Below are 23,402 nucleotides of genomic sequence, written 5' to 3'. Positions count from 1 at the left end.
ATGTCATGCGTGATTTCATCGCCCGTCCCGAACATGGAATCGTCTGGATATCGGGCGCGAGTTCCGGGATCGGCCGGGCGCTCGCGCTGAAGCTCGCCGGCGAGGGATACAAGGTCGCCGTCACCGCCAGGAGCCATGAAAAACTGGTCGAGCTGCAGGCCGAGGCCCGCGGCCTTGACGGCAGCATCGTCGTTCTCGACGGTGACGTCACCGATGCCGAGGACATGGAACATGCCATGGCCTCCATCGAATACGAGCACGGCACGCTCGCCATGGCGATCCTCAATGCTGGCATCTATCTGCCCGTTCATGCCGAGGACCTGCATCGCGCCGATTTCGAAAAGAGCTTCGCCGTCAATCTTTCCGGCGTCGTCAACTGTCTCTTGCCGGCGATCCGCCACATGAAGGCGAAAGGGCAGGGGCAGATTGCCATCGTCTCCTCCGTCACCGGCTATGGCGGCTTGCCGACCGGCGCCGCCTATGGCGCCACCAAGGCGGCGCTGATCAATATGGCCGAGAGCCTGAAATTCGATCTCGACAAGATCGGCATCCGCATCCAGCTCATCAGCCCCGGCTTCGTCGACACGCCGGCCACGCGAAAGAATGCCTTTCCCATGCCGGCCCTCGTCTCGATCGATGAAGCTGCCCGGCAAATCGCCGCCGGTCTGAAATCGCAGGCCTTCGAGATCACTTTCCCGAAGCGTTTCACCGCTCTGATGAAGCTGGCGCGCTTGCTTCCCTACAGCGCTTATTTCGCGCTGGTAAACCGCGTAACCGGCTGGCGAGAGCGGCCGTCCTCAACGGGTCGCCATCCGATGACGCCGCATCCGGCGGAATGATCAACTGCGTGAGAACACGACCTGGCGCACATCGATATTGCGGGCACGGAAGCCGGCTTCGCAATAGAACAGATAGAATTCCCAGAGCCGCTTGAAACGTTCGTCGAATCCCATCGGGCGGATGCGTTCCCAGACCGACCGGAAGCGCTCGCGCCATTCGGCCAGCGTCCGGGCATAGTCGAGCCCGAAACTGAAGTCCCTGACCAGTGACAGACCGACCTTGCCGGCGAGTTCGGCGAGATGATTGCGCGTCGGCAGCATGCCGCCGGGAAAGACATATTTCTGAATGAAGTCAGGATTGCTGCGATATTGATCGAAGGCTTCGGGGCGGATGGTAATGATCTGCAGCCCGGCCTTGCCGCCGGGCTTCAGGCATTGGCGGAGCTTGGAGAAGTAGGACGGCCAATATTTCTCGCCGACCGCTTCGAACATCTCGATCGACACGATCCGGTCATAGAGCCCGGCCGCGTCGCGGTAGTCCTGAAAGCGGAATTCGACTCGATCATCGAGGCCGGCTTTGCGGATGCGCTCCTCGGCAAAGGCGAGCTGCTCGCGGCTGATCGTCAGTCCGGTTACCTTGCAGTTCAGCTCGCTGGCCGCAAATTCGGCAAAACCGCCCCAGCCGCAGCCGATTTCCAGCACATGATCGCCGGGCGCGATGCCGGTCGCGTCTGCGAGCGCGCGGTACTTGGCGTTCTGGGCCGATCGCAGATCGTTGGCGCCAGTCGAATAGAGCGCTGAGGAATAGGTCATGCTCGGGTCGAGCCATTGCCGGTAGAAATCATTGCCGAGATCGTAATGGGCGGAGATGTTGCGCTTTGAGCCCGCCTTGGTATTGGCGTTCTTCCAGTGGCGGACACGCTCGACAAGGCGGCCGACGCCGCTTTTGCCGTGGGCATAGCGGTGCGCGGCCTCGCCATTGACAAGGAAAAGTTCGAGGAAGGCGGTGATATCAGGACTGTCCCAGTCACCGTCCATATAGGTTTCGGCAACCCCGATCGTGCCGCTTGTCAGCGCCCGGTAGGCAAGGTTCCAGTTGTTGAGGCTGAGGGCCGCCTTCGGCCCGGCCTTCTTGCCCTCGATCAGCAGCCTGCGACCGTCGGGGAGGGTAACCGCAAGCGAGCCGTGTTGCATGCGCAGAAGCCCGCGTAGCGCCAGTTTCGCCTTGAACGGCAGCCCTTTTACCAGACGGGATATGTTTTCGGCCGTCAGCGTCACCGCGTCCCCGGCCAGCAGATTCCGGTCCTGCGCCTTGTTCATCCAACCTCCTCCAGCATTTTTTTGCCGGTTAAGGACGACGACACATCCGGGGCGATGTGCTCGGGCGGCCTCCGGCCATTGCGTCAAACGCTAATGTTATTCCGGCGCATCTGCAAGCGAACGGGGCCGGTGGATGCTGACTTCAGGTGGCGGCATGGGGCGCCTGAAATAACGCGCACCCTTCAGCAGGAGCTTAAGCGCTTCCGAATGAATGCCGGCAATGATCTTGAAGGTGAGGAACGGGATGCGCGCTGTCAGCCCGAGAAGCGAGGCGGTGGTCAAAGGGACCTGCCGTCCTGAGAACGTCGCCGAAAGGAGCGGGCCCTCGCGATCGGTTTCGAGGATCCGCCAGCGGATATGCTCGCCGGGCGGCAGCATGCGGAAATGATAGCGCGCCGCCATGCCGACGAAAGGCGAGACGTGGAAGAGCTTATTGCAACTCTGGCGAAGCCCGCCTTCGGACAGTTCGCCATGCCCCACGGGGCAGACATAGCTATGCCGCTCGCCGAAGGTGTTGCGCACCTCGTAGATCATCGCGACGAGCGCGCCGTCGCCATCATAGGCGTGATAGACGGAGAGCGGATTGAAGACATAGCCGAGAATGCGGGGATAGCAGACAAGCAATATGTTTACGGCGCGTTCGAGCCCGGCCTCGGCAAGCAGCCGGTCGGCATAGGCGCGCAACGTCGCGCTGCCGGCAGCGGCATGATCCTGTTCGTGAAAAGAGACGAGATTGCCTCGGTTGACGGAAAACAGCGCCGACAGGCTGCCGGCCTCCTCCAGCCTGTCGAGATCGACGAGCAGCGAGAATACCCGATAGCGGAAGCGATGGCCGAAGGGTTTTGTGCGTTGATGCATGATGTCGCCGACATAGAGCGCCGCTGCGGTATCCGGTGGAGGGCCGTTTTCAGTCATGCTGATACCGCGTCTCTTATCTCGCCCGCTCATGCCGCCGTATCCGTTCGGGGTTCGTGGAAGATGGTTCGGGAAGGCCTCCAGGGTATGACCCCACCGAGGGCCTCGGCTGCCGCCAGGCCGGAAACGAGCCCATCCTCGTGGAAGCCGTATCCCGTCCAGGCGCCGGCGAAATGGCAATGATTCTCCCCCTGAATGGCCGCCAGCGCCTGTTGCGCCGCCATGGCCTCGGCTGAAAATTGCGGATGCTCGTAAGTGAATTCCGCAAACACCTTGCGAGGGTCCGGTTCGCGGCCCGGATTGAGCGTCACGAACAGCGGGAATCTGTAGTCGATGCCCTGCAGCCGGTTCATCCAGTAGGTGACCGCTACACCCGCCATTCCATCCGTATGGCTCGAGCGCAAATAGTTCCATGACGCCCAGACCCTGCGCCGCTGCGGCATCAGCGCTTCGTCGCGATGCAGGACGACGCGGTTCGGCCGATAGGGGATGGCGGCAAGCAGTCTGCTTTCGAGCCCGGTGGCATTGGTGAGCAGGCGTGCCGTCTGATCGCCGTGGCAGGCGAAGATCACTTTGTCGAAGGCGCGTTCGCTGCCCGTTTCGTCGATGATCGTAACGCCATGTTCGGAGCGGATCACTCCACGCACGCCGCAGGACAGTTTCACTCGCTCGCCGAGCGGCTGGAGCAGCCGGTCGAGATAGGTGCGGCTACCCCCCGTCACCGTGCGCCATTGCTGCTGCCGGTGGTAGATCAGGCGGTGATTGTCGAAGAAATTGACGAAATGCTCCGCCGGGAACTGCAACATGCGGGCCGATGGCGTCGACCAGATCGCTGCTGCCATCGGCACGAGATAATTGTTGGTGAAGCCGGGCGAGAAGCCGCGCCAGTCGAGATAGTCTCCGAGTGATCGCGAGGCGAGATGGCCGGCGGCGCGATCTGCGAGACACGTGCGATTGAAACGCAGGATCTCGCGGATCATCCAGAGGAACGAGGGGCGCAGCAGATTGCGCTTCTGGGCGAAGATCGACGAGAGCCCGCCGCCGCTCCATTCCAGTTTGCCGCGGTCGAGTGAGAGCGAGAAGCTCATGTCGCTCGCATGTGTCGCAACGCCGAGCTCGGCAAAGAGCGCCGTCAGGTTCGGGTAATTCAATTCGTTATAGACGATGAAGCCGGTATCGACTGCAATCCGAAATCCTTCGTAATCCAAGTCGACCGTCGCCGTATGGCCGCCTGGCCGCGCCTGCTTCTCGTAAAGCGTAACCTGATGCACCTCACGCAATGCCCAAGCTGCGGAGGCGCCGGAAATGCCGGAGCCGATGACGGCGATTTTCAGCCGCCGCGGAGTGGAACCGAAATGCGCGTTCATGCCGCGCCCCTTATGGCGTTGTAGGCGGCGAGCGCCCGCTTGCGGGCTCCGGCGTGATCGACGACGGGTTCCGGATAAGTCTCGCCAAGGATGACGTCAGCCGCGTCGAGCACGCTCTTCGGCGCCTCGAACGGCCGGTGGATATATTTTGCGTCGAGCTTCCGAAGCTCCGGCACATGAGCCCTGACAAAGTCGCCGTCGGGATCGAATTTTTCGCCCTGCAGCACAGGATTGAAGATGCGGAAGAACGGCGAGGCATCCGCGCCCGACCCCGCCACCCATTGCCAGCTTGCCGCGTTGTTGGCCGGGTCGGCATCGACCAACGTATCCCGGAACCAGGCCTCGCCGTGGCGCCAGTCGACCATCAGGTCCTTGATGAGGAAAGAGGCGGCGATCATCCGCACGCGATTGTGCATCCAACCGTAACGCCAGAGCTGGCGCATGCCGGCATCGACAATCGGATAGCCGGTCATGCCGCGGGACCACGCTTTGAAATCTTTCTCGGCGCGACGCCATTCGAAGCCGTCGAAACGGTCGTCCCAGTTGGCCGTCGCAAGACGCGGGAAATGGGCGAGCAGGTGATAGGAGAATTCGCGCCAGGCGATTTCCTTGCGAAAATGCACGATGTCGGCGGCCGGCACGTGTTTCGACAAGCCGCGCGTCGCATCCCAGATGCGGGCAGGGGAGATCTCGCCGAGCGCCAGATGCGGCGACAGCATCGATGTTGCCGGTTTTGCCGGATAGTCACGGTTTTCCTTGTAGCCGTCGAGCCTATCCTCAATGAAAGTGCGAAGCTTTTCCTGAGCGCCTTCCTCACCGGGCGTCCAGAGATCTGCGAAATTGCTCGCCCAGTCCGGCTGCGTCGACAGCAACTTCCAGCTCTCCAACTTTTCCGATCCGGGAAGCTTCGATGCCAGCTGTAATTTCGACGGAATGTCCAGCGGCTCGGGTTCGATGGAGCTCTCGAGCGCGCGCCAGAAAGGCGTATAGACGCGATAGGGTGTGCCGCTGCCGGTCATCAGCTGCGAAGGTTCGTGCAGCAGTTGGCCGCCGAAGCTTTTCACTTCGATCGCCCGCTTTTCCAGTTCGTGCTCGATGCGGGCGTCGATGGAGATGCCCGGCGGATCATAGCGCCGGTTCCAGAAGACGGCATCGGCGTCGCTTTGCCTGATCAGGGCGCGGAGCACTTCAAGCGCTTCGCCGCTGGCAAGCAAGAGCCCTCCGCGCCGCTTGCGCAGCGAGCCGTCCAGCGCTTCCAGCGAATGGTGCAGCCACCAGGCCTGCGCCGCCCCTAAAGGACCGGTGCCTGCAGCCTCCGGCTCCCTTATGTACAGAGAAATGATCGGCCGCCCCGAAAAATGGGCGGCGTTGAGCGCCTTGTTGTCATCAAGGCGTAAATCCTTGCGAAACCAGAGGATGACAGGTTTTGCTGCGTCCTTTGCCAATGAAGCCGTTCCCCATCTGTGTGCCGTTCAAGCTGCTACGGATGTACGGAAGGCCCGGATTAAAAGTTTCAGCGCGCGGCGAGTTTTTCACCGCTGCCGCGACATGAAAAAAGGCCGGCGTGAACCGGCCCTTTCCATGCATGACGCGCGCTCGCGCGACGCGCTTTGGGAGGAGAAATTGCCTGTTTAGTTGTCGTATTCGCGGCACGCTTCGCTGATCGATGCGCCGCTCTGACCGCCGCGCGTATCGACGCCGGACATCTGCTGCGGCATGCCGGGGCATTCCATGGACTGCGGCCGGCCGATGCTCTGTGTCGTGGTCGGATCGACCGGAGCGACCTGTACTGGATGAATACCGTTGTCGCTGTTGGTGTAATCGGACGAATAGTTACCCGAACTCGGATCGGTCGAGCCACCATTCGTCGGCCCGATCGGATCGGGGTTCGACTGCGCAAAGGCCGAAGATGCCATGCCGATTGCCAGCAGCGACGCGGCGATAAGGGATCTTGTCATGAGGATATCCTCCTTTGATTTTCATCTTGGATGACCCTTGGGTAACTACACCTCTGAATCATTGTTCCGAAATTTCTGAGAAACTTTGCACGCGTACCTTGTATCGCTGCAGATAAACCGTAACGGCAAAGCCGCTGGATTGGCGTGCCCACCTGCCGTAGTGGCATGAGGAAACGCCGCTCCGCAGCTCAAGGGCGTTATTGATCATTACCCCTCGCGAGGCGGCAGATCTCGGTCTATCGCCCTTGCCGGTCCATGTGGATTTGCTCGCGGACGGATCCGCTGAAACTGCGTCCCCTGATGCATGGCACGAGATGGACTGTCGCCTTGAAAGCTTGCAAAAGCTGCTGATTTGCCGTTTGATCCGGCGATAGCGACAACCATCCGATGCTCTCCCAAAAGGATCCGCCTTTGTCCCTGCCGATGCCCCGCGGCTTCGAGAAGCCTTATGCCGCCTTCCTGTTCGATATGGACGGCACCATCCTCAACTCGATTCACGCGGCCGAGCGCGCATGGAGCGAATGGGCGCGGCGTCACGGGCTCGATGTCGAAGAATTTTTGCCTAAGATGCACGGCTCGCGCGGCATCGACACGATTACCCGGCTGAATCTGCCCGGCATCGACCCCGAATATGAGGCAAAATTGGTGACCGAGGCGGAAATCGCTGATGTCAGAGACGTCGTTCCCATTCCAGGAGCGGCGGCTTTCCTGAACTCGCTGCCGCCGGATCGCTGGGCGATCGTCACCTCTTCACCTTTGCGTCTGGCGCACCGGCGGCTGGAGGCGGCAGGTTTGCCGCGGCCGAGGTTCATGGTGACGGCCGAGGATGTGACGGTCGGAAAACCCAATCCGCAATGTTATATCCTCGGTGCCGAACGCCTCGGTGTCAGTTCGGAGGATTGCCTGGTGTTCGAGGATGTTGCTGCCGGCATCGCCGCTGGAGAGGCCGCAGGCGCCGATGTCATGGTCGTTACGGCTACCCATCACCACAAGATGGAGACACTTCACCCGACCCTCCCATCCTATGATCAGATCTCGGTTCGCATCTCGGACGACCATAAAATGCTCGTCGTCTCGAACGCGGCCTTATAGCAGGCCGCATTTCGGTTTCCTGCCTTTCACTCCGCGGCCGCGGCAAGACAGCGATCAATGATCCGGCCGATTTCGCTGCGGCAGGAGCCGCAATTGGTTCCGGCGCTCGTTTCCTTGCCGACGGCCTCGACGCTGTGGCATCCGCCGCGCACGGCAGCGGCGATCTGGTTGACCCCGACGCTGAAGCAGGAGCAGACGGTCGCACCCGGATCCGGCCTGCCAGCCCCGGGACGACCAGCAACGAGCGCAAAGCGTTTCCTCAGATCGCCGTGCGCAACGGAAAGCTGCGAGATCGCCCAATTGCGCGCGACGGCGACCGGCTCTCGTGCAAGGAACAGGGCGGCAAGCAGCGTCTCGCCGTCGAAGAATGCAAGCCTGAGGTCGCCGGTCTGCCGGTCGGCATAACCCAGCGGTTCGATTTCGTCGGGAATGGCGAAAACCGCGCGGCACCAGGCCACCCAGTCGTCGACGGCTTCGGAGAAGGCAAGTTCCAGCCTCCAGCCGCCGACGGCCTTCGCCAGCGCCCAATAGGCCGCGTCAGGCATGGCCGGTTTGACGGCCGAAACGGCGAAACCGTAATGGGTGGCGCGGAAGGGGCGAACGGCGACGGCAACGTTTTTCGACGCCGGTTGACCGGAAAAAGGGTCGGTGATCGGCGCGACAAGCGCGTCGATCCGACCTTTTGCCGCGAACTGGTCGTTCCAGTGCATCGGTGCGAAAATGCCGCCGCGCGCCTGGCGATCGGTCACCAGGGCCCGGACGATCGCCTGGCCGTGCGGGCTGTCGATCTCGACGAGACCGGCGCTCGATATGCCGGCCTCGATCGCATCGCGCGGATGGATCTCGGCAAAGGGTTCGGCGATATGGGCGGAAAGCCTGGCGCTCTTTCCGGTTCGCGTCATCGTGTGCCACTGGTCGCGGATGCGCCCGGTATTCAGCGTGAAGGGGAAGTCAGCATTGGTGCGATCGGTTGCGGGCGGTTCCACCGCGACGAAGCGTGCCTTGCCGTCGGCATGGTAGAAACCGCCATCGGCGAAGAAGCGGGTGACGCCGGGCGAGCTGCCTGCCGCCTGCGGCCATTGGAAGGGCGACAGTTCGTCATAGGCGGCGCCGGTCATGTCGGCGCGGGCGCCGATGTCGAAGTCGCGGCTGCCGTTGTTTTCGAAGGCGGAAAGGGCGGCGTGTTCGGCGAAGATTTCGGCCGGCGCATCGAAGTCGAAGGCGGCAGCAAATCCCATGCGGCGCCCGACCTCGGCGAGCTGCCACCAGTCGGCCTTCGCATCGCCTGATATGCCGAGAAACGGCCGCTGCCTGGAAATGCGCCGTTCGGAATTGGTGACCGTGCCGTCTTTCTCGCCCCAGCCGAGCGAGGGCAGAAGCACCTGTGCGTGCCGGGCCGTATCCGTCTCTCGCAGAATGTCGGAGACGACGACGAAGGGACAGGCGGCGATTGCGCTTTCGACGCTGTTCGCATCCGGCATCGAGACAACAGGATTGGTGGCCATGATCCAGAGCGCCTTGATGCGCCCGTCGGCGACGGCGCGGAACATGTCGACCGCTTTCAAACCGGGTTTTGATGCGATGACCGGCGATTCCCAAAAGCGCTGAACGCGGTCGCGGTCTTCAGGATTTTCGATTGCCATATGGGCGGCGAGCATGTTGGCGAGACCGCCCACTTCGCGCCCGCCCATGGCGTTCGGCTGGCCGGTCAGCGAGAAGGGGCCCATGCCTGGGCGGCCGATGCGGCCGGTCGCCAGGTGGCAGTTGAGGATGGCATTGACCTTATCGGTGCCGGACGAGGATTGGTTGACGCCCTGGCTGTAGCAGGTGACGACCTTCGATGTCGTCTCGAACAGGCGGAAGAATTCGCGAATCTGCATGGCCGGCAGGCCGGTCCGTTCGAGCAGATCGTTGATATCAAGCGCTGCGGCTGAAGCAAAGGCGCCGGCGAAACCTTCCGTATGGGAGGCGATATAGTTCTGGTCGATCGCAGGGCTTGTGGCGAGATGGGCAAGCAGCCCCATGAACAGCGCGACGTCGCCGTCCGGGCGGATGGCCAGATGCAGGTCGGCGATATCGCATGTCATCGTCCGGCGCGGATCGATGACTACGATCCGCATGTTCGGCCGCGCCGCCTTTGCCGCGGCCAGCCGCTGATAGATGACGGGATGACACCAGGCGAGGTTGGAGCCGGTGAGCACCACCAGATCCGCAAGCTCGATATCCTCATAGGTCCCTGGCACGGTATCGGCGCCGAAGGCGCGGCGATGCCCGGCCACGGACGAGGACATGCAGAGCCTGGAATTAGTGTCGATATTGGCCGAGCCGATGAAGCCCTTCATCAGCTTGTTGGCGAGGTAGTAATCTTCGGTCAGCAACTGGCCGGAGACGTAGAAGGCGACGGAATCAGGCCCGTGTTCGGCGATCGTTTCGGAAAAGCGACGGGCGACCAGATCGAGTGCCTCGTCCCAGCCGCTGCGCGCGCCTGCGATTTCGGGATAAAGCAGCCGGCCGTCGAGATCGATGGTTTCGGCCAGCGCCGAACCCTTCGAGCAGAGCCGGCCGAAATTCGACGGATGCTCGGGGTCGCCCTTGACGCTGACGGCGCCGGCGTCGTCGACCGTGGCGATAACGCCGCAGCCGACGCCGCAATAGGGGCAGGTGGTCTTGACCTCAGCCGCCATTATTCAGCCGCCATCAACAGACTTTCGAGCGCGATGAACAGGGCGCCGTCCTCATTGCGGACCGGTATGGTCCGTACCTCGCCCTCGTCGGCGCCGAGCGCCTTGCCGGTTTCGAGTGAGATCACCCAGTTGTGCAGCGGGCAGGTGACCGCCTTGGCATGCACGATGCCCTGGGAGAGCGGGCCGCCCTTATGCGGGCAGTGATCCTCGATGGCGAAGACCTCGTTTTCGGCCGTGCGGAAGACGGCGATCTTGCCCTGCGGCGTCTTCACGCAGCGTGCGCCGCGCAGGGGAATATCGGAGATGTCACCGATTGCGATCCAGTTCATGTCCATCTCCTTATTCGGCTGCCTGTGGATAGCCGATCGTCGCCATCGGCTTGAATTCGTGTTTGTCCTTGCCGGAAACACGCTCCGACCAGGGATCGACCTGGGCAAATTTCTGGGAGAAGACGAAGCGGTCGTAATAGGCCTTGCGCTTTTCGGCATCGCCCATGATCTGCCGGCGAATTTCATCCAGACCGACCCGCTTGGCCCATTTGTAGATGCGCTCGAGATAGCGGGCCTGCTCGCGGTACATCTGCGTCAGCGCCACGATATGCTCCAGCGCCTCGTCCTCGGTCTTCACCAAGCCGAGCACCTCGGTGCCCTTGATGTCGAGACCGGCCGCTCCGGCAAAATGGATTTCGAAACCGGAATCCACGCAGATCACCCCGATATCCTTGCAGGTTGCTTCGGCGCAATTGCGCGGGCACCCGGACACGGCCATTTTCAGCTTGGCCGGCGTCCATGAGCCCCACATGAATTTCTCGATGCGGATGCCGAGGCCGGTGGAATCCTGGGTGCCGAAGCGGCACCAGTCGGAGCCGACGCAGGTTTTGACCGTACGCAGGCCCTTGGCATAGGCCTGGCCGGAGACGAAGCCGGCCTTGCCGAGATCGGCCCAGACGGCGGGCAGGTCTTCCTTCTCGATGCCGAGCAGGTCGATGCGCTGGCCGCCCGTGACCTTGACCATCGGGATTTCGAACTTGTCGACGACATCGGCGATGGCGCGCAGCTCGTTCGAATTGGTGACGCCGCCCCACATGCGCGGCACGACGGAGTAGGTGCCGTCCTTCTGGATGTTGGCGTGCACGCGCTCGTTGATGAAACGCGACTGGTAGTCGTCGGCATATTCGTCCGGCCAGTCACAGACGAGGTAATAGTTGAGCGCCGGGCGACACTTGGCGCAGCCGCAGGAGGTCTTCCATTCCAATTCCTGCATGACGGCGGGAATGCTCTTTAGACCCTTTGCCTTGATCAGGCGGCGAACGTCGTCATGGCCGAGTTCGGTGCAGGTGCACATCGGCTGAACGGCGGCCGGATTGTAGCCGTCGCCGAGCGTTAGCGCCATGAGTTGTTCGACGAGGCCGGTGCAGGAGCCGCAGGAGGCGGAGGCCTTGGTATGGGCGCGCACGTCGTCGAGCGACGTCAGCCCCTTGCTCGTGATCGTCGAGGCAATCTTGCCCTTGCATACGCCGTTGCAGCCACAGATTTCCGCGTCATCCGGCAAGGCTGCAACGGCCGCCATAGGGTCCAGCGGCGACCCTCCCTGGTAGGCCTGACCGAAGATCAGCGTCTCGCGCATCTCCGAAATATCGGTCGCTTTCTTCTTCAGATCATTGAACCAGGCGCCGTCGGCGGTCTCGCCGTACAGCACCGTGCCGATGATCTTGTTGTCTTTCAGCACGAGGCGCTTGTAGACGCCGGCGCTGGCATCGCGCAGCACGATCTCCTCGCGGTCATCGCCGTCGGCGAAATCGCCGAGCGAATAGAGTTCGATGCCGGTAACCTTCAGCTTGGTCGGCGTGTCCGCATGCACGAATGCAGGCGTGCGGTCGTCCGACAGATGTGCCGCGGCAATGCGGGCCATCTCGTAAAGAGGCGCGACGAGGCCGTAGACCATGCCGCCCACCTCGGCGCATTCGCCGAGCGCAAAGATATCGCCGTCCGAGGTCTGCATGCCGGCATCGACGACGATGCCGCGATTGACCGCAAGGCCGGCGTCCTTCGCCAGGCCGACGCTCGGACGAATGCCGACGGCCATGACGACGAGGGTTGCCGGGATGATGCGGCCGTCGTCGAGTTCGATGCCTTCGACCTTGCCATTGCCGATGATCGCCTTGGTATTGGCCTTGCAGATGACCTTGATGCCGCGTTCCTCGACCGCCTTCTGCAGGAGATAACCGGCGGCGGGATCGAGCTGGCGCTCCATCAGCGTCGGCATGACGTGCAGAACGGTGACGTCCATGCCGCGCTGGGCGAGGCCGGCCGCCGCTTCGAGACCAAGCAGACCGCCGCCGATGACGACCGCCTTTTCGCGCGACTGGGCGGCAAGCAGCATGGCCTGCACGTCGTCGAGATCGCGATAGGTGATGACGCCGGGCAGATCCTTGCCGGGCACCGGGATGATGAAGGGCACGGAGCCGGTGGCGATCACCAGCTTGTCATAACTTTCAGTAACGCCATGGTCGGAGGTGACCGTCTTGGCATCACGATCGATGTTGATGATCTTGTGGCCCTTGTAGAGCATGATGCCATGCTTGATGTACCAGCCGTCACCGTGAATGATGATCTGCTCGTAGTCCTTCTCGCCCGAGAGGACCGGCGACAGCATGATACGGTCGTAATTTACGCGCGGCTCGGCATTGAAGATCGTGACTTCATAGCGTCCGGGCGCCCGTTCGAAGAGGTGCTCCAGCATGCGCCCGGGCGCCATGCCATTGCCGATGATGACGAGTTTTTCGGTCATACGTTCAAGTCCCTTGGATTAGGTTGCAGCCACGGGCGCCGAGTGCCCTTGACGCGACAGTTGCTTGACGGACAGGTGCATCCAGATAAGCGAGATCGCGACGATTGCGAAAAGCAGCAGGAAGCAGCTGGACCAGAGGCCGGTCATGTCCTTGAGGAGGCCGAAGGCGATCGGCAGGATGAAGCCGCCGAGACCGCCCATCATGCCGACGATGCCGCCGACGGCGCCGACGCTGTCGGGATAATAGGCCGGAATGTGCTTATAGACGGCGGCCTTGCCGAGGCTCATGAAGAAGCCGAGCACGAAGATGACGACGATGAAGATCACAGGTGTGATGGTCGCGGCCGGCAGCGACAGGATGAGGGTGGCCACGGCCGAGACGGCAAACATCGCATACATGACGCTGCGTGCACCCTTCTTATCCGACAGCACACCGCCGAAGGCGCGGAAGATGCTGCCCGGGATCGAGTAGGCCGCCGCGATCATGCCGGCAGTTTCGAGGTTGAAGCCGTAGACGCCGACCAGGTAGCGCGGCAGCCACAGCGACAGGGCGACGAAGCCGCCGAAGGCGAAGAAATAGTAGAGCGAGAAGCGCCAGACCTGGACGTTCTGCAGCGGTGCGAATTCCTGGGCGAGGCTCTTGGAGGCGACGCCGCGCTCGCGGCGCAGACGGAAGGCCGGATCGTCAGTCGTGGTGAACCAGAAGACGATAGCCATCAGCGCCAGACAGACGGCCCAGATTTCCGCAACCGCCTGCCAGCCCCAGGCGAGCAGCACGAAGGGAGCGGCGAATTTGGTGACAGCCGCGCCGACATTGCCGGCACCGAAGATGCCGAGCGCCGTTCCCTGCTTCTCCGCGGGGAAGAAGGGCGAGACATAGGCGACGCCGACCGCGAAAGAGCCGCCGGCAAGCCCGACGCCGAGGCCGGCGATCAGCATCTGCGTATAGGTGTGAGCGTAGGAGAGCAGGAAGGTTGCCACTGCGGCGGCAAGCATTGTCAGCGTGTAAACGAGACGGCCGCCGTAACGCCCCGTCCAGATGCCGAGGACGATGCGCACGAGCGAACCGGTCAGAACCGGTGTGCCGACCAGCAATCCGAACTCGGCCTCGTTGAGGTTGAGCTCCTGTTTGATGCGGATGCCGATGATCGCAAAGATCGTCCAGACGGCGAAACAGAGGGTGAAGGCAACCGTGGAGATCCACAATGCTTTGGCTGGTTCGCCGGCGGACATGGGCTGCACTTTCTCGATGACAGACATGGCTTCTCCGTGGCCCGACAAGGTCGCGCCGATCCATCGCTGGGGGTTAAAAACAAAAAGCCGCTGGTCAGGCTGCGCTGCACGAGGTGCGCGAAATATCCTGATCAGCGGCTTTGCTGGTGGCGCCCGCCATTGGACGCCGAATTCTTGGTCTTCTGCGAGCGCCTATTGCGCCCACACACTGCGCTGATCGCCATTGATCTGTGCGATAATAGCCTTGCAAACTGCGTGCCAGTTTAGAGGATTTTCTTTAAGTTGTTGAAAATAAAGATAATTTGCAGAAGGCCGCCATCTGCACGTTTTTGCAGCTGTCAAAAAACGTGCAAATCTTTTGTGCGTTGCGGTGACGGCGGGCATCGAACTTTGCTGGCGTTTTGTGCAGGCCGGCATGGATCAGATCTCATCGCTGTGGGGAGCGAAGGGCAGGGCGCTTTTGACGGCAAAGCTTGCCACATAATCCGGCAGGTCGGTCGGATCGAAGACGTGGCCGTCCATGAAGCGGTCGCCTTCGTCATTGCCTTCGATGCGGATATCGGCGTCACCAGGTGCGTTGGCCTCGCCGAGAGCCGTGCGGTAGAGGTCCGGGCGGTAGGCGGAGGCCGCGGCCCGCGCCTTGTTCAGGCTTGCCTCGGCCTGCCCCCAGCGCATCATCTGGCTGTAGATCCAAAGCGCGTGGCTCGGGCGGGGATAATTGGCGAAGCCGGAATGAAACTGGAAATAATCGGCGATGATGCGCCGGTTTCCTCTAGCATCGAGGCTGAATTCGCCGGCGAGAACGCGGCGAATGATATCGACGGGAGCAGCAATATAACGTGGATCGGCAAGGGCGGCGGCCAGCGCGTCGTGATTGTCCGGCAGGTCGCACCAGCGGGCTGCCGCGTCGAGCGCCACGATCAGCCGGGAAACAGTCTCCGGATGACTTTCCGCCCAATCCGGCCGCATGCCGATCACCTTTTCCGGCGCCGACGGCCAGATATCCTGTTTGGCGGCAACGATGCGGCCGAGACCGCGCTCCGAGGCGACCATGTTCCAGGGCGCACCGACGCAGAAGCCGTCGATCGCCCCGGCTGCCAGCGCATCCGATGTCAGCGGCGGCGGCACGACGACAAGTTTGACGTCCTTGTCGGGATCGATGCCGCCGGCCGCCAGCCAGTAGCGGAATTCGTAATTATGCGAGGAGAAGGGATAGGTGACCCCGAAGGTCGGCAGCGGCTCGCCGCGTGCCTTTGTCGCCGCGATCGTTTTTGCCAGAGCATAGGCGTTATCCAGTGCGCTTGCCGTTTCCGGCAGCCCGGCGTCATCCCGCATCCGGTCGAAGAGCCGCGTCGACAGCGTGATCGCATTGCCGCCGCGCCCCAGCGAAAACGGTGTGATCGTCGGCGAGGGATTGGAGCCGAGGCCGAGCATGGAGGCGACCGGCATCGGCGATAGCATGTGGGCGATATCGAATTGGCGGAATGCCAGGCGGTCGCGCACATTCGCCCAGGAGACGTCCTTGACGAGATCGAGCGTCAGGCCTTCCTTCTGCGCGAAGCCGAATTCCGCTGCCGCGATCAGTACCGATGCGTCGACGAGCGGAATGAAGCCGGCCCGCAGCACTTTCGGGCCTTCATTGTTGATATGCGCGGGCGAAGGCAGCCCGCCGCTGGAACTGGCGGTCTTCGTGATCATGTCCACTCCGGTTTCCTCCGGAAATTTAGGAGGCCGCTCGCCATCACATCAAAAGTCCCGCGGCGGTGACAACGCTTTGGGCGATTTCCGACATCTTCTTCTTTTCGTTCATCGCAGTCTGGCGTAGCAGGGCGAAGGCCTCTTCCTCGCTCAGGCCGCGTTTCTTCATCAATATGCCCTTGGCGCGCTCGATGAGCTTGCGCTCCTCCAACGCCGAACGGGCATCGGCAAGCTCCCGCCGCAATCGGCTGAAGGCATTGAAGCGGCTGACGGCCATGTCGAGGATCGGTTTGACGCGTTCCTTCTTCAATCCGTCGACGATATAGGCCGAGACGCCGGCATCGACCGCAGCCTCGATCGAGGCCGTGTCGGAGCGATCGACGAACATGGCGATCGGCCGGCTGACCGTGCGCGTCAGCTGGAACAGATGCTCCATCATGTCGCGGTTGGGGTTTTCGATATCGATGATGATCACATCGGGCATAAGCGTTTCGATGGTGCGCGCGATGCCGTTGACCTCATGCACCACGGTGACGCGCGCATGCCCTGCCTCGCGCAGCCCTTCTTCGATGATCGAGGCGCGAATGGCATTTTCGTCGATGACCAGAATCGTCAGATCGAGATGCGTCATTGCTATATTCATGACGCACTGCAGCAATTTTGGCAAGCGCGCCCGCCTGAAAAGTGTGCATAAATAAATATGCACAAAAAATGATCAAACTGCCGCTTTCGGGCGCAGTATAGCCACACGCATTCTAAGCCTATCCAAGGCTGGCGTCGATACGGTCATCTTTGGAAGTAGTCGATGAGACCGTGGAAGTTTTTGAATGGCAGAAGGGTGCTCAAGGCGTCCAGGACGATTTCGCCTGCTGTCAGCGGCCTCGACAGGATCAAATCATCCAGGCTGACTGAGCGCGGGCGGCGGTTGCGCCTGCTTTGACCCCTTTCATTGTGCGCCCGCGGGAAAAAATAATGCGGCGCCGGGCCGGAAATCGAAAGAGCATGCCTTCGGTTATCGTGATATATAACCTAGTTAAAATCCTGGGATGGGAAGCTGTTACTGTGGGCGGGCGCGATCCTGATCATCGTAATCTCGCGACCGCTTCCGGCGGACGGGTTCCATGCCCTCGATTTGAGATGAACGACATTTAACACAAGGCTTTGGAGGGCCGACCATGAGCTTGCGTATCAACGATATTGCCCCCGATTTTACTGCCGACACCACGCAGGGACCGATCAGCTTCCATGACTGGATCGGCAATGGCTGGGCGGTTCTGTTCTCGCACCCGAAGAATTTCACGCCCGTCTGCACCACCGAGCTCGGCGCCATGGCCGGCCTGGCGGGCGAATTTTCCAAGCGTGGCGCCAAGATCATCGGTATCTCCGTCGATCCTGTGGAAAGCCATGCCAAGTGGAAGGGCGACATCAAGACGGCTACCGGCTTCGACGTCGAATATCCGCTGATCGGCGACAAGGATCTCAAGGTCGCCAAGCTCTACGACATGCTGCCGGCCGGCGCCGGCGAGAGCTCGGAAGGCCGCACGCCTGCCGACAACGCGACGGTGCGTTCGGTTTTCATCATCGGCCCTGACAAGAAGATCAAGCTGATCCTGACCTACCCGATGACGACCGGCCGGAATTTCAACGAGATCCTGCGCGCCATCGATTCCATCCAGCTGACGGCAAAGCACCAGGTGGCGACGCCGGCGAACTGGAATCAGGGCGAGGACGTCATCATCACCGCCGCGGTGTCCAACGAAGACGCGATCACGCGCTTCGGCTCCTTCGATACGGTGCTGCCGTATCTGAGAAAGACGAAGCAGCCGTCGGCCTGATCGCTGCTGTGAAGCCCGCCGCCGTGGCCATTGGCCCGGCGGCTTTTTTGTGATCAGGGCTATTCAGGTTTCGCTGGCGCATCCAACAACTGGACCAGAACGCCATTGCTCCCCCTGAGATCTGTGAAATCGAGAAATGTGTGAGGGCCGTAAACATCGTCCCACGTTGTCAGCGGATTGCCATTTAGGCTGGTTCGTGTGGAGCCGCTCTGGCTCAGGTGAAGAGTTCTGACCATGTCATCAAAAAATGCGCGTTTGTCCTGTGTATTTGATGCCACTCCGCAGTTTGTGGCGTTGATAGCGGGACCGCTGATCTTCTCGAGAAGCAAGCTGAAGCGACCAGTGGTGAGAGTTCCTTCAAAGACTTCGACATGACGCGTGATGTCTGCAGTTTGCTTTTCCGTCTTATCCGTTGACTTCCGCATGGACATCGCCTGCGCTGTGGCGCTGATACGTTCAAAATTTTCGGGCTCAAGCGTGCACATCACCTGAAACGTATTGATGACCGCATCGTCATGATTCGCTAGAGGACCCGCTGCCGTCGCGTGTTCGGCGTTTACCGCAAAAGCTGAAACGGGGTGAATGGTGCCCAGCAGTATTGCGCCTATAGCGATCTTAGTCACACCCATGTTTGGTCTCCACTCTGGTGGCCGGGGCGTCTAATAGATCGTCGTCGGCTGCGAGCGCTTTTTCGCATGAAAGACGAAAATTGGAAAGCTCAGACCGTCCGGGCCAAATGGGGAAGCGTCGCGCCTGGATTGATGGTATCTAAGATAGGCGTCGCGATGGAAGTCGAACCTGCCGAGATCCAATGATAGGGCGAAAGCGTCAGTCCGATATGGTGAGGAGATCGGCGAAGGCCATGCTTTCGCTCTGTTTCCTGCTTTCCATGGCGGGCACGCCAAAGGCTCGGCCGGAAGAGAGCACTGCCGAGCCGGCCTGTCTCTATTCGGGGCCTTCGGCCTCGGGATCAGGCGAGACGCTCTGCATCCGCAAGGACAATTTCAATCGCGATCTCTGCGCCGCGATCGAGCATTTCGCCGCGGCCAATCAGTTGCCGCCGGATTATTTCGCCCGTCTCATCTGGCGTGAGAGCACCTTTCGCCCCGATGCCGTCAGCTTCAAGGGAGCGCAGGGAATTGCGCAGTTCATGCCCGGAACGGCGAAACTGCGCGGCCTCGAAGACAGCTATCAGGTATTGGAAGCGCTCAGGAAGTCGGCGCAGTATCTCGACGAGTTGCGAAATCGGTTCGGCAATCTCGGCCTTGCCGCGGCCGCCTATAATGCCGGCGAAAACGGTCTTGCCGCTTATCTTACGTCAGGCAGATTACCTTACGAGACGCGGGGTTATGTGATGGCGATCACTGCCCATACGGTCGAGGAATGGAAGGATAACCCGCCGGAGAATGCCGCAGCCCCGCTCGATAAGGACAAGCCCTTTCTCGATGGCTGCGTTGCGCTCGCCGAAAGGCGGAGGTTGAAGGAAACGCCCTGGCGTCAGGAGGGCAACTGGGCGCCCTGGGGCGTTCAGCTGGCCGCGAATGCCGATGTAGCGGTGGCCCGGCGCCTGTTTCTCGATGCCGTGCAGGATCTGCCTTCGCCCCTGGATGCGGAGCAGCCGCTGATCCTGCGCCAGCGCGACCGCAGCTTCGGTTTCCGTCCGCGTTATGTCGCCCGCATCGCCCGGCAGACGCGCATGGAAGCCAACGACGTCTGCAACCAGATCCGCCGGCACGGCGGCACCTGTCTGGTTTTCAAGAATCAATAGCCGGGCGGTTAGCCATTCCGGGGAAAACTCCGCTTGCAGGATCTTGGGTCGGCGCAGCATAGTCGGTGCGGATCATGCCAAGGGAGGAACGACAATGCGGGTTTTGGTCATCGGGGCGACGGGCCATGTCGGAACCTATCTTGTTCCGCGTCTGGTGGAGGCGGGGCACGACGTCGTCACCATCAGCCGCGGCGCGGCGAAGCCTTATAGGGAAAACCACGCCTGGGCCTGCGTCGACCAGCGCCAGATGGATCGGGCCGGGATGGAGCGGGCCGGCGAATTCGGCAAAGCCGTGCGCGCATTGAAGGCCGATATCGTCATCGACATGATCTGCTTCACGCTGGAAAGTGCCGAGCAACTGGTGACGGCCTTGTCCGGGCATGTCGGCCACTTCCTGCACACCGGCACGATCTGGACACATGGTTACCCCACGACAGTGCCGACACGGGAGGAGGCGCCGAAGTCTCCCTTCGGTGACTATGGTATCCAGAAGGCGGCGATCGAAACCTATCTGCTGCAGCAGGCACGGCTGCAAGGCTTCCCGGCAACCATCATCCACCCCGGCCACATCGTCGGCACCGGATGGGCGCCACTCAATCCGGCCGGCAATTTCAACCTGGAGGTCTTCTCGACCCTTGCCCGCGGCGAAACCCTGGCCCTGCCCAATTTCGGCCTGGAGACCGTTCATCACGTCCACGCCGATGACGTGGCGGCGATGTTCATGGATGCAATTGCCCGCTGGAACGCATCGATCGGAGAAAGTTTCCACGCGGTTTCGGAGCAGGCCCTGACCCTTCGCGGTTATGCGGAGGCGATGTCGCGCTGGTTCGGGCGAGAACCGAACCTCACCTTCGCCCCGTTCGACGTCTGGGCCGAAGGCCAGACGGCCGAGGATGCGGAGGCGACATGGGAGCATATTGCCCGCAGTCCGAATTGCTCGATCGCCAAAGCCGCACGCCTGCTCGGTTACACGCCGCGATATACGTCGCTGCAGGCGGTGCAGGAATCGGTCGGCTGGCTTGTCGGGCAGGGGCGGATCACGGCGTGATCCGGCCGGGTCTTAACCGATCAGAATGGCTCTGAAATCATTGACGTTGGTTCCGGTCGGCCCCGTTTCGAAGAGGTCGCCGACGGCAGCAAAGCCCGAATAGCTGTCATTGCCGTCAAGCAGCCGGCGCGCGTCGAGCCCGGCGGTGCGAAGGCGCTTGACTGTGCCGCCATCGGCAAAGGCGCCGGCATTGTCTTCCGAGCCGTCGATGCCGTCCGTGTCGGCGGCAAGGACATGAATGTCCTGCTGTCCGTCGATCGCGAGCGCCATGGCGAGCGCGAACTCGCCGTTGCGCCCGCCCTTGCCGCCCTTGCCCCGGAGCGTCACCGTCGTCTCGCCGCCGGACAGGATGACGACCGGCTTCGAAAAAGGCCTGTTCCGACCGAGCACCTCGCGGGCGATCGCCGCATGCACCAGCGCCACGTCGCGCGATTCACCTTCGATCGCATCGGAAAGGATAGCCGCTTCGATCCCTTGCTCTTTCGCCTGGGCGGCCGCTGCCTCCAGCGATACGCCGGCCGAGGCAATGATGTGATGCTCGTGCCGGGAAAACACCGGATCGTCCGGACGAGGCGCATCAGCTTTCGGCGAGTTCAGATGATCGAGGGCGGCCTGCGGCAGCGGCAATCCGTATTGCCTGATAATCTCGAGGGCCTCGTGCCGAGTTGAACTGTCGGGCACGGTCGGCCCTGAGGCGACATGGGCGGGATTATCGCCCGGAATGTCGGACACGATCAGGCTGACGACCCTCGCTTTCGTCGCCGCCGCAAGTCTGCCGCCTTTGATGGTGGAGAGATGCTTGCGCACGACATTCATCGCCGAGATCGGCGCGCCCGAAGCAAGCAGCATTTCGTTGAGTGCAATCTCGTCTTCAAGGGTCAGTCCCTTCGGCGGGGCGGGCAGCAGCGCCGAGCCGCCGCCGCAGACGAGAGCAATCACCAGATCGTCTTCCGTCAGCTGGTTCACCGTTTCCATCAACCGCCTTGCCGCAGCAAGCCCCGCCGCATCGGGCACCGGGTGAGCCGCCTCGATGATCTCGGTGTGGCGCGTGTCGCAGCCGTAGCCGTATCGGGTGACCACCAGTCCCTCGAGCGGTCCGTCCCAGACGCTTTCGAGCGCTTGGGCCATCTGCGCCGCGCCCTTGCCGGCGCCGATCACCACGGTTCTGCCTTTCGGCTTCTCCGGCAGACGGGCCTTTATGCCGGTCAACGGATCGGCGGCGCGAACCGCCGCGTCGAACAGGCTTTTCAGGAAGTCGCGGGGGGCGGCGGTTATTGTCATCATTGGTCTCTGCTGGCTGAGGTGTCGGTCACGACCGAGACTGTCGGCGCATCGGCGGGCCGCCGTCAAGGTCGAAGACAGTGCGATGTGACCACGCGGAGCCAAGTCTTGCCGTCGAACCAGGCAAACGAATAGAAAGCATTAACCATCGTCCCGTAGACAACACATAGGATCAAAGGAAACCTGTGTTCGATGGCTACTGAAACGACCCGCCGCCCTGCCGCCTCTCATGAAGGCAAGGTCATTGCCTTTCCCTCCGCTACCGGAATCGCCAATATCGAGCGCTGCGCCCGAGAACTAGGCCGGCGTCATGGTGCGGACGCGATCGAATTCTGGAAGGCCGAATGCCGCAGGCTGGCCGACCAGTTGTTGGCCGCGGGCATTGCGGAGAGCGATGTCCGTCAGCAGGTGCTGGAGTTTCAGCAGGATGTCCAGATCGAGCTCGTCCTTAGCCATCAAAAGCGGGCTGTCGCCAAATCTCAAAAACGCTGACGCGTGGCGCCCGAAAACATGCGGCTGTTTCTGGAGCAGCCACAAAAACCGAGAGTTAAGCCGCACTTTATGCATGAAGTCCGCGGCAGAGCGCCTGGATGGCAATCTGGCGGAGTGAGGGCGCCGTCGCCGGTCTGGAGCGCATAAGGAACTTCCGCGCAGATATGGAGTTGATGTTGTCGATTGACAGCATTGACGCTGCGGGAGCCCTCTTAAATGTCCAACAAATCCAACTTCTTCTCTTCCTTCGCAACCACCGTCGCCGAGCTGTCGGGAAGGCCGTTCACCTTTGTCGCAGCCCTGATGCTCGTGCTTGTCTGGGCGGTTTCCGGACCCTTTTTCGATTATTCCGAAACTTGGCAGCTGGTGATCAACACGACGACCACGATCATCACCTTCCTTATGGTGTTTGTGTTGCAGAACAGCCAGAACCGCGACGGCAAGGCTCTGCAGGCCAAGCTTGATGAGCTCATTCTGACAAGCCAGGCCGCCAATAAATTTGTTGGTATCGAGAAGCTGGACGAGGGCGAACTCCGAGAAATGAGCAAGACCCTTGCTGAAAAGGCTGAACACATGGAGGAGGAAGCGGAAGAAAGATCCGCCGCCGAGACGTCAATTTAAACGCATCGCTCTCAAGCCCGCTCCTCCGAAATCTGCTCTTGATGTTGCTGGCGCATGCCTTCAATCGCGTCAGCGTCTTTCTTTTCCGCCGAAATCCAATGGTTTCCTGCTTCGCTCGATCGGATCAGTTCGTCGAGCTTGGTGTGAAGCGCTTTCATGTCTCGATTCTGAGACTGTTGCAGCAGCAGCAAAATAAAGAATGTGATGAGTGTCCCTGCCATGTTGGTCAGCAAAAACCACTGCCGTGGAAAGGAAAAGCTCAGGCCGACTGCTGTCCATGTGACAGCCAATGCGATCAGCGCGACCGGGATCGCGCGATGCCCTGTCCAGGAAACGAGCAGGTCGGAAATTCGTCGAAAGCGCCAGCGCATACGGCTCTCCACAGCCCCTGTAGGAGAAGATGGTGCAGAACCGCGCGGTGTCCATTGAGCCTTTTGATAAAGGCGGTCGCCCCGTTGCCGCCAGTCGATGTCAGCCGGTGTGCCAAAGAAAACGGGGGCGCAGCGTCGAGCTCGCCCCCG

21 protein-coding genes are annotated in these 23,402 nt (G+C 61.5%); 7 read left to right on the top strand and 14 right to left on the bottom strand.

Going from position 1 to position 23,402, the window contains the following annotated elements; genetic code table 11:
- Positions 1-5 precede the first annotated feature (5 nt).
- Complete coding sequence (locus EFD56_RS15045; protein WP_037114409.1) at positions 6-839, top strand: SDR family NAD(P)-dependent oxidoreductase; 834 nt, start codon at positions 6-8, stop codon at positions 837-839.
- On the opposite strand, the gene EFD56_RS15040 is transcribed toward EFD56_RS15045, so the two are convergent.
- From EFD56_RS15040 to EFD56_RS15020, 5 genes are all read right to left on the bottom strand, one after another.
- Positions 840-2,099, bottom strand: coding sequence for an SAM-dependent methyltransferase (locus tag EFD56_RS15040; protein WP_126905640.1), 1,260 nt, complete (start codon positions 2,097-2,099; stop codon positions 840-842). It lies immediately after the preceding gene.
- A gap of 96 nt (positions 2,100-2,195) precedes the next feature.
- The gene (locus EFD56_RS15035; protein ID WP_126905639.1) at positions 2,196-3,047 is read right to left on the bottom strand and encodes a DUF1365 domain-containing protein; all 852 of its coding nucleotides are present in this window, start codon (positions 3,045-3,047) and stop codon (positions 2,196-2,198) included.
- The gene (locus EFD56_RS15030) at positions 3,044-4,381 is read right to left on the bottom strand and encodes an NAD(P)/FAD-dependent oxidoreductase (RefSeq protein WP_126905638.1); all 1,338 of its coding nucleotides are present in this window, start codon (positions 4,379-4,381) and stop codon (positions 3,044-3,046) included. The genes EFD56_RS15035 and EFD56_RS15030 overlap by 4 nt, the downstream gene beginning before the upstream one ends.
- Positions 4,378-5,826 (bottom strand): cryptochrome/photolyase family protein, encoded by a 1,449-nt coding sequence (locus EFD56_RS15025; protein WP_126905637.1) that lies wholly within the window; start codon positions 5,824-5,826, stop codon positions 4,378-4,380. Before EFD56_RS15025 ends, EFD56_RS15030 begins: the two co-directional genes overlap by 4 nt.
- A gap of 186 nt (positions 5,827-6,012) precedes the next feature.
- A complete protein-coding gene (locus EFD56_RS15020) occupies positions 6,013-6,339 on the bottom strand; it encodes a hypothetical protein (RefSeq protein ID WP_009997973.1) in 327 nt (108 codons plus the stop codon).
- Positions 6,340-6,750: 411 nt separating this feature from the next.
- On the opposite strand from EFD56_RS15020, the gene EFD56_RS15015 reads away from it, so the two are divergent.
- Entirely contained in the window at positions 6,751-7,431 is a 681-nt protein-coding gene (locus EFD56_RS15015; protein WP_184332983.1) for an HAD-IA family hydrolase, read from the top strand.
- Positions 7,432-7,457: 26 nt separating this feature from the next.
- Here EFD56_RS15015 and EFD56_RS15010 read toward each other — a convergent pair whose 3' ends face one another.
- The 6 genes from EFD56_RS15010 to EFD56_RS14985 form a co-directional block, all read right to left on the bottom strand.
- Positions 7,458-10,115 (bottom strand): nitrate reductase, encoded by a 2,658-nt coding sequence (locus EFD56_RS15010; protein WP_126905635.1) that lies wholly within the window; start codon positions 10,113-10,115, stop codon positions 7,458-7,460.
- Positions 10,115-10,450: a nitrite reductase small subunit NirD gene (nirD, locus tag EFD56_RS15005; protein WP_020921100.1), complete on the bottom strand. Its 336-nt coding sequence runs from the start codon at positions 10,448-10,450 to the stop codon at positions 10,115-10,117. Before nirD ends, EFD56_RS15010 begins: the two co-directional genes overlap by 1 nt.
- Before the next feature lie 4 nt (positions 10,451-10,454).
- On the bottom strand, positions 10,455-12,905 hold the full coding sequence (nirB, locus tag EFD56_RS15000) for a nitrite reductase large subunit NirB (RefSeq protein WP_126905634.1): 2,451 nt from the start codon (positions 12,903-12,905) through the stop codon (positions 10,455-10,457).
- Positions 12,906-12,923: 18 nt separating this feature from the next.
- Entirely contained in the window at positions 12,924-14,165 is a 1,242-nt protein-coding gene (locus EFD56_RS14995) for an MFS transporter (RefSeq protein ID WP_064827452.1), read from the bottom strand.
- Between the two features lie 393 nt (positions 14,166-14,558).
- On the bottom strand, positions 14,559-15,842 hold the full coding sequence (locus EFD56_RS14990; protein WP_183819676.1) for a CmpA/NrtA family ABC transporter substrate-binding protein: 1,284 nt from the start codon (positions 15,840-15,842) through the stop codon (positions 14,559-14,561).
- 37 nt (positions 15,843-15,879) lie between these two features.
- The gene (locus tag EFD56_RS14985) at positions 15,880-16,467 is read right to left on the bottom strand and encodes an ANTAR domain-containing response regulator (RefSeq protein ID WP_064825174.1); all 588 of its coding nucleotides are present in this window, start codon (positions 16,465-16,467) and stop codon (positions 15,880-15,882) included.
- A gap of 544 nt (positions 16,468-17,011) precedes the next feature.
- On the opposite strand from EFD56_RS14985, the gene EFD56_RS14975 reads away from it, so the two are divergent.
- Entirely contained in the window at positions 17,012-17,671 is a 660-nt protein-coding gene (locus EFD56_RS14975; protein WP_004672227.1) for a peroxiredoxin, read from the top strand.
- 59 nt (positions 17,672-17,730) lie between these two features.
- On the opposite strand, the gene EFD56_RS14970 is transcribed toward EFD56_RS14975, so the two are convergent.
- Positions 17,731-18,300: a hypothetical protein gene (locus tag EFD56_RS14970; RefSeq protein WP_039619341.1), complete on the bottom strand. Its 570-nt coding sequence runs from the start codon at positions 18,298-18,300 to the stop codon at positions 17,731-17,733.
- Positions 18,301-18,482: 182 nt separating this feature from the next.
- On the opposite strand from EFD56_RS14970, the gene EFD56_RS14965 reads away from it, so the two are divergent.
- Together EFD56_RS14965 and EFD56_RS14960 are read left to right on the top strand one after the other, a co-directional pair.
- The gene (locus EFD56_RS14965) at positions 18,483-19,439 is read left to right on the top strand and encodes a lytic transglycosylase domain-containing protein (RefSeq protein ID WP_126905632.1); all 957 of its coding nucleotides are present in this window, start codon (positions 18,483-18,485) and stop codon (positions 19,437-19,439) included.
- Positions 19,440-19,533: 94 nt separating this feature from the next.
- Positions 19,534-20,487: an NAD-dependent epimerase/dehydratase family protein gene (locus EFD56_RS14960; RefSeq protein WP_126905631.1), complete on the top strand. Its 954-nt coding sequence runs from the start codon at positions 19,534-19,536 to the stop codon at positions 20,485-20,487.
- A 12-nt stretch (positions 20,488-20,499) separates the two neighbouring features.
- On the opposite strand, the gene EFD56_RS14955 is transcribed toward EFD56_RS14960, so the two are convergent.
- A complete protein-coding gene (locus EFD56_RS14955; RefSeq protein WP_126905661.1) occupies positions 20,500-21,768 on the bottom strand; it encodes a glycerate kinase type-2 family protein in 1,269 nt (422 codons plus the stop codon).
- A 192-nt stretch (positions 21,769-21,960) separates the two neighbouring features.
- Here EFD56_RS14955 and EFD56_RS14950 point away from each other — a divergent pair, with 192 nt between their 5' ends.
- Entirely contained in the window at positions 21,961-22,260 is a 300-nt protein-coding gene (locus EFD56_RS14950) for a DUF6074 family protein (RefSeq protein WP_004671291.1), read from the top strand.
- A gap of 216 nt (positions 22,261-22,476) precedes the next feature.
- Entirely contained in the window at positions 22,477-22,881 is a 405-nt protein-coding gene (locus tag EFD56_RS14945) for a low affinity iron permease family protein (RefSeq protein WP_004671289.1), read from the top strand.
- 11 nt (positions 22,882-22,892) lie between these two features.
- Here the strand turns inward: EFD56_RS14945 and EFD56_RS14940 are convergent, their stop codons facing one another.
- Entirely contained in the window at positions 22,893-23,252 is a 360-nt protein-coding gene (locus EFD56_RS14940) for a low affinity iron permease family protein (protein WP_004671286.1), read from the bottom strand.
- Positions 23,253-23,402 lie beyond the last annotated feature (150 nt).

Source organism: Rhizobium phaseoli (assembly GCF_003985125.1).
In the GTDB taxonomy this organism is placed as follows: Bacteria; Pseudomonadota; Alphaproteobacteria; order Rhizobiales; family Rhizobiaceae; genus Rhizobium; species Rhizobium phaseoli.
This window is presented reverse-complemented; position numbering and strand designations above follow the sequence as displayed.

Bases quoted from the DNA above. Each gene is read 5' to 3' on its own strand.
- EFD56_RS15045 (WP_037114409.1), top strand. From the start codon at position 6: ATGCGTGATTTCATCGCCCGTCCCGAACATGGAATCGTCTGGATATCG.
- EFD56_RS15040 (WP_126905640.1), bottom strand. From the start codon at position 2,099: ATGAACAAGGCGCAGGACCGGAATCTGCTGGCCGGGGACGCGGTGACG.
- EFD56_RS15035 (WP_126905639.1), bottom strand. From the start codon at position 3,047: ATGAGCGGGCGAGATAAGAGACGCGGTATCAGCATGACTGAAAACGGC.
- EFD56_RS15030 (WP_126905638.1), bottom strand. From the start codon at position 4,381: ATGAACGCGCATTTCGGTTCCACTCCGCGGCGGCTGAAAATCGCCGTC.
- EFD56_RS15020 (WP_009997973.1), bottom strand. From the start codon at position 6,339: ATGACAAGATCCCTTATCGCCGCGTCGCTGCTGGCAATCGGCATGGCA.
- EFD56_RS15010 (WP_126905635.1), bottom strand. From the start codon at position 10,115: ATGGCGGCTGAGGTCAAGACCACCTGCCCCTATTGCGGCGTCGGCTGC.
- nirD (WP_020921100.1), bottom strand. From the start codon at position 10,450: ATGGACATGAACTGGATCGCAATCGGTGACATCTCCGATATTCCCCTG.
- nirB (WP_126905634.1), bottom strand. From the start codon at position 12,905: ATGACCGAAAAACTCGTCATCATCGGCAATGGCATGGCGCCCGGGCGC.
- EFD56_RS14995 (WP_064827452.1), bottom strand. From the start codon at position 14,165: ATGTCTGTCATCGAGAAAGTGCAGCCCATGTCCGCCGGCGAACCAGCC.
- EFD56_RS14985 (WP_064825174.1), bottom strand. From the start codon at position 16,467: ATGACGCATCTCGATCTGACGATTCTGGTCATCGACGAAAATGCCATT.
- EFD56_RS14975 (WP_004672227.1), top strand. From the start codon at position 17,012: ATGAGCTTGCGTATCAACGATATTGCCCCCGATTTTACTGCCGACACC.
- EFD56_RS14970 (WP_039619341.1), bottom strand. From the start codon at position 18,300: ATGGGTGTGACTAAGATCGCTATAGGCGCAATACTGCTGGGCACCATT.
- EFD56_RS14965 (WP_126905632.1), top strand. From the start codon at position 18,483: ATGATAGGGCGAAAGCGTCAGTCCGATATGGTGAGGAGATCGGCGAAG.
- EFD56_RS14960 (WP_126905631.1), top strand. From the start codon at position 19,534: ATGCGGGTTTTGGTCATCGGGGCGACGGGCCATGTCGGAACCTATCTT.
- EFD56_RS14955 (WP_126905661.1), bottom strand. From the start codon at position 21,768: ATGACAATAACCGCCGCCCCCCGCGACTTCCTGAAAAGCCTGTTCGAC.
- EFD56_RS14950 (WP_004671291.1), top strand. From the start codon at position 21,961: ATGGCTACTGAAACGACCCGCCGCCCTGCCGCCTCTCATGAAGGCAAG.
- EFD56_RS14945 (WP_004671289.1), top strand. From the start codon at position 22,477: ATGTCCAACAAATCCAACTTCTTCTCTTCCTTCGCAACCACCGTCGCC.
- EFD56_RS14940 (WP_004671286.1), bottom strand. From the start codon at position 23,252: ATGCGCTGGCGCTTTCGACGAATTTCCGACCTGCTCGTTTCCTGGACA.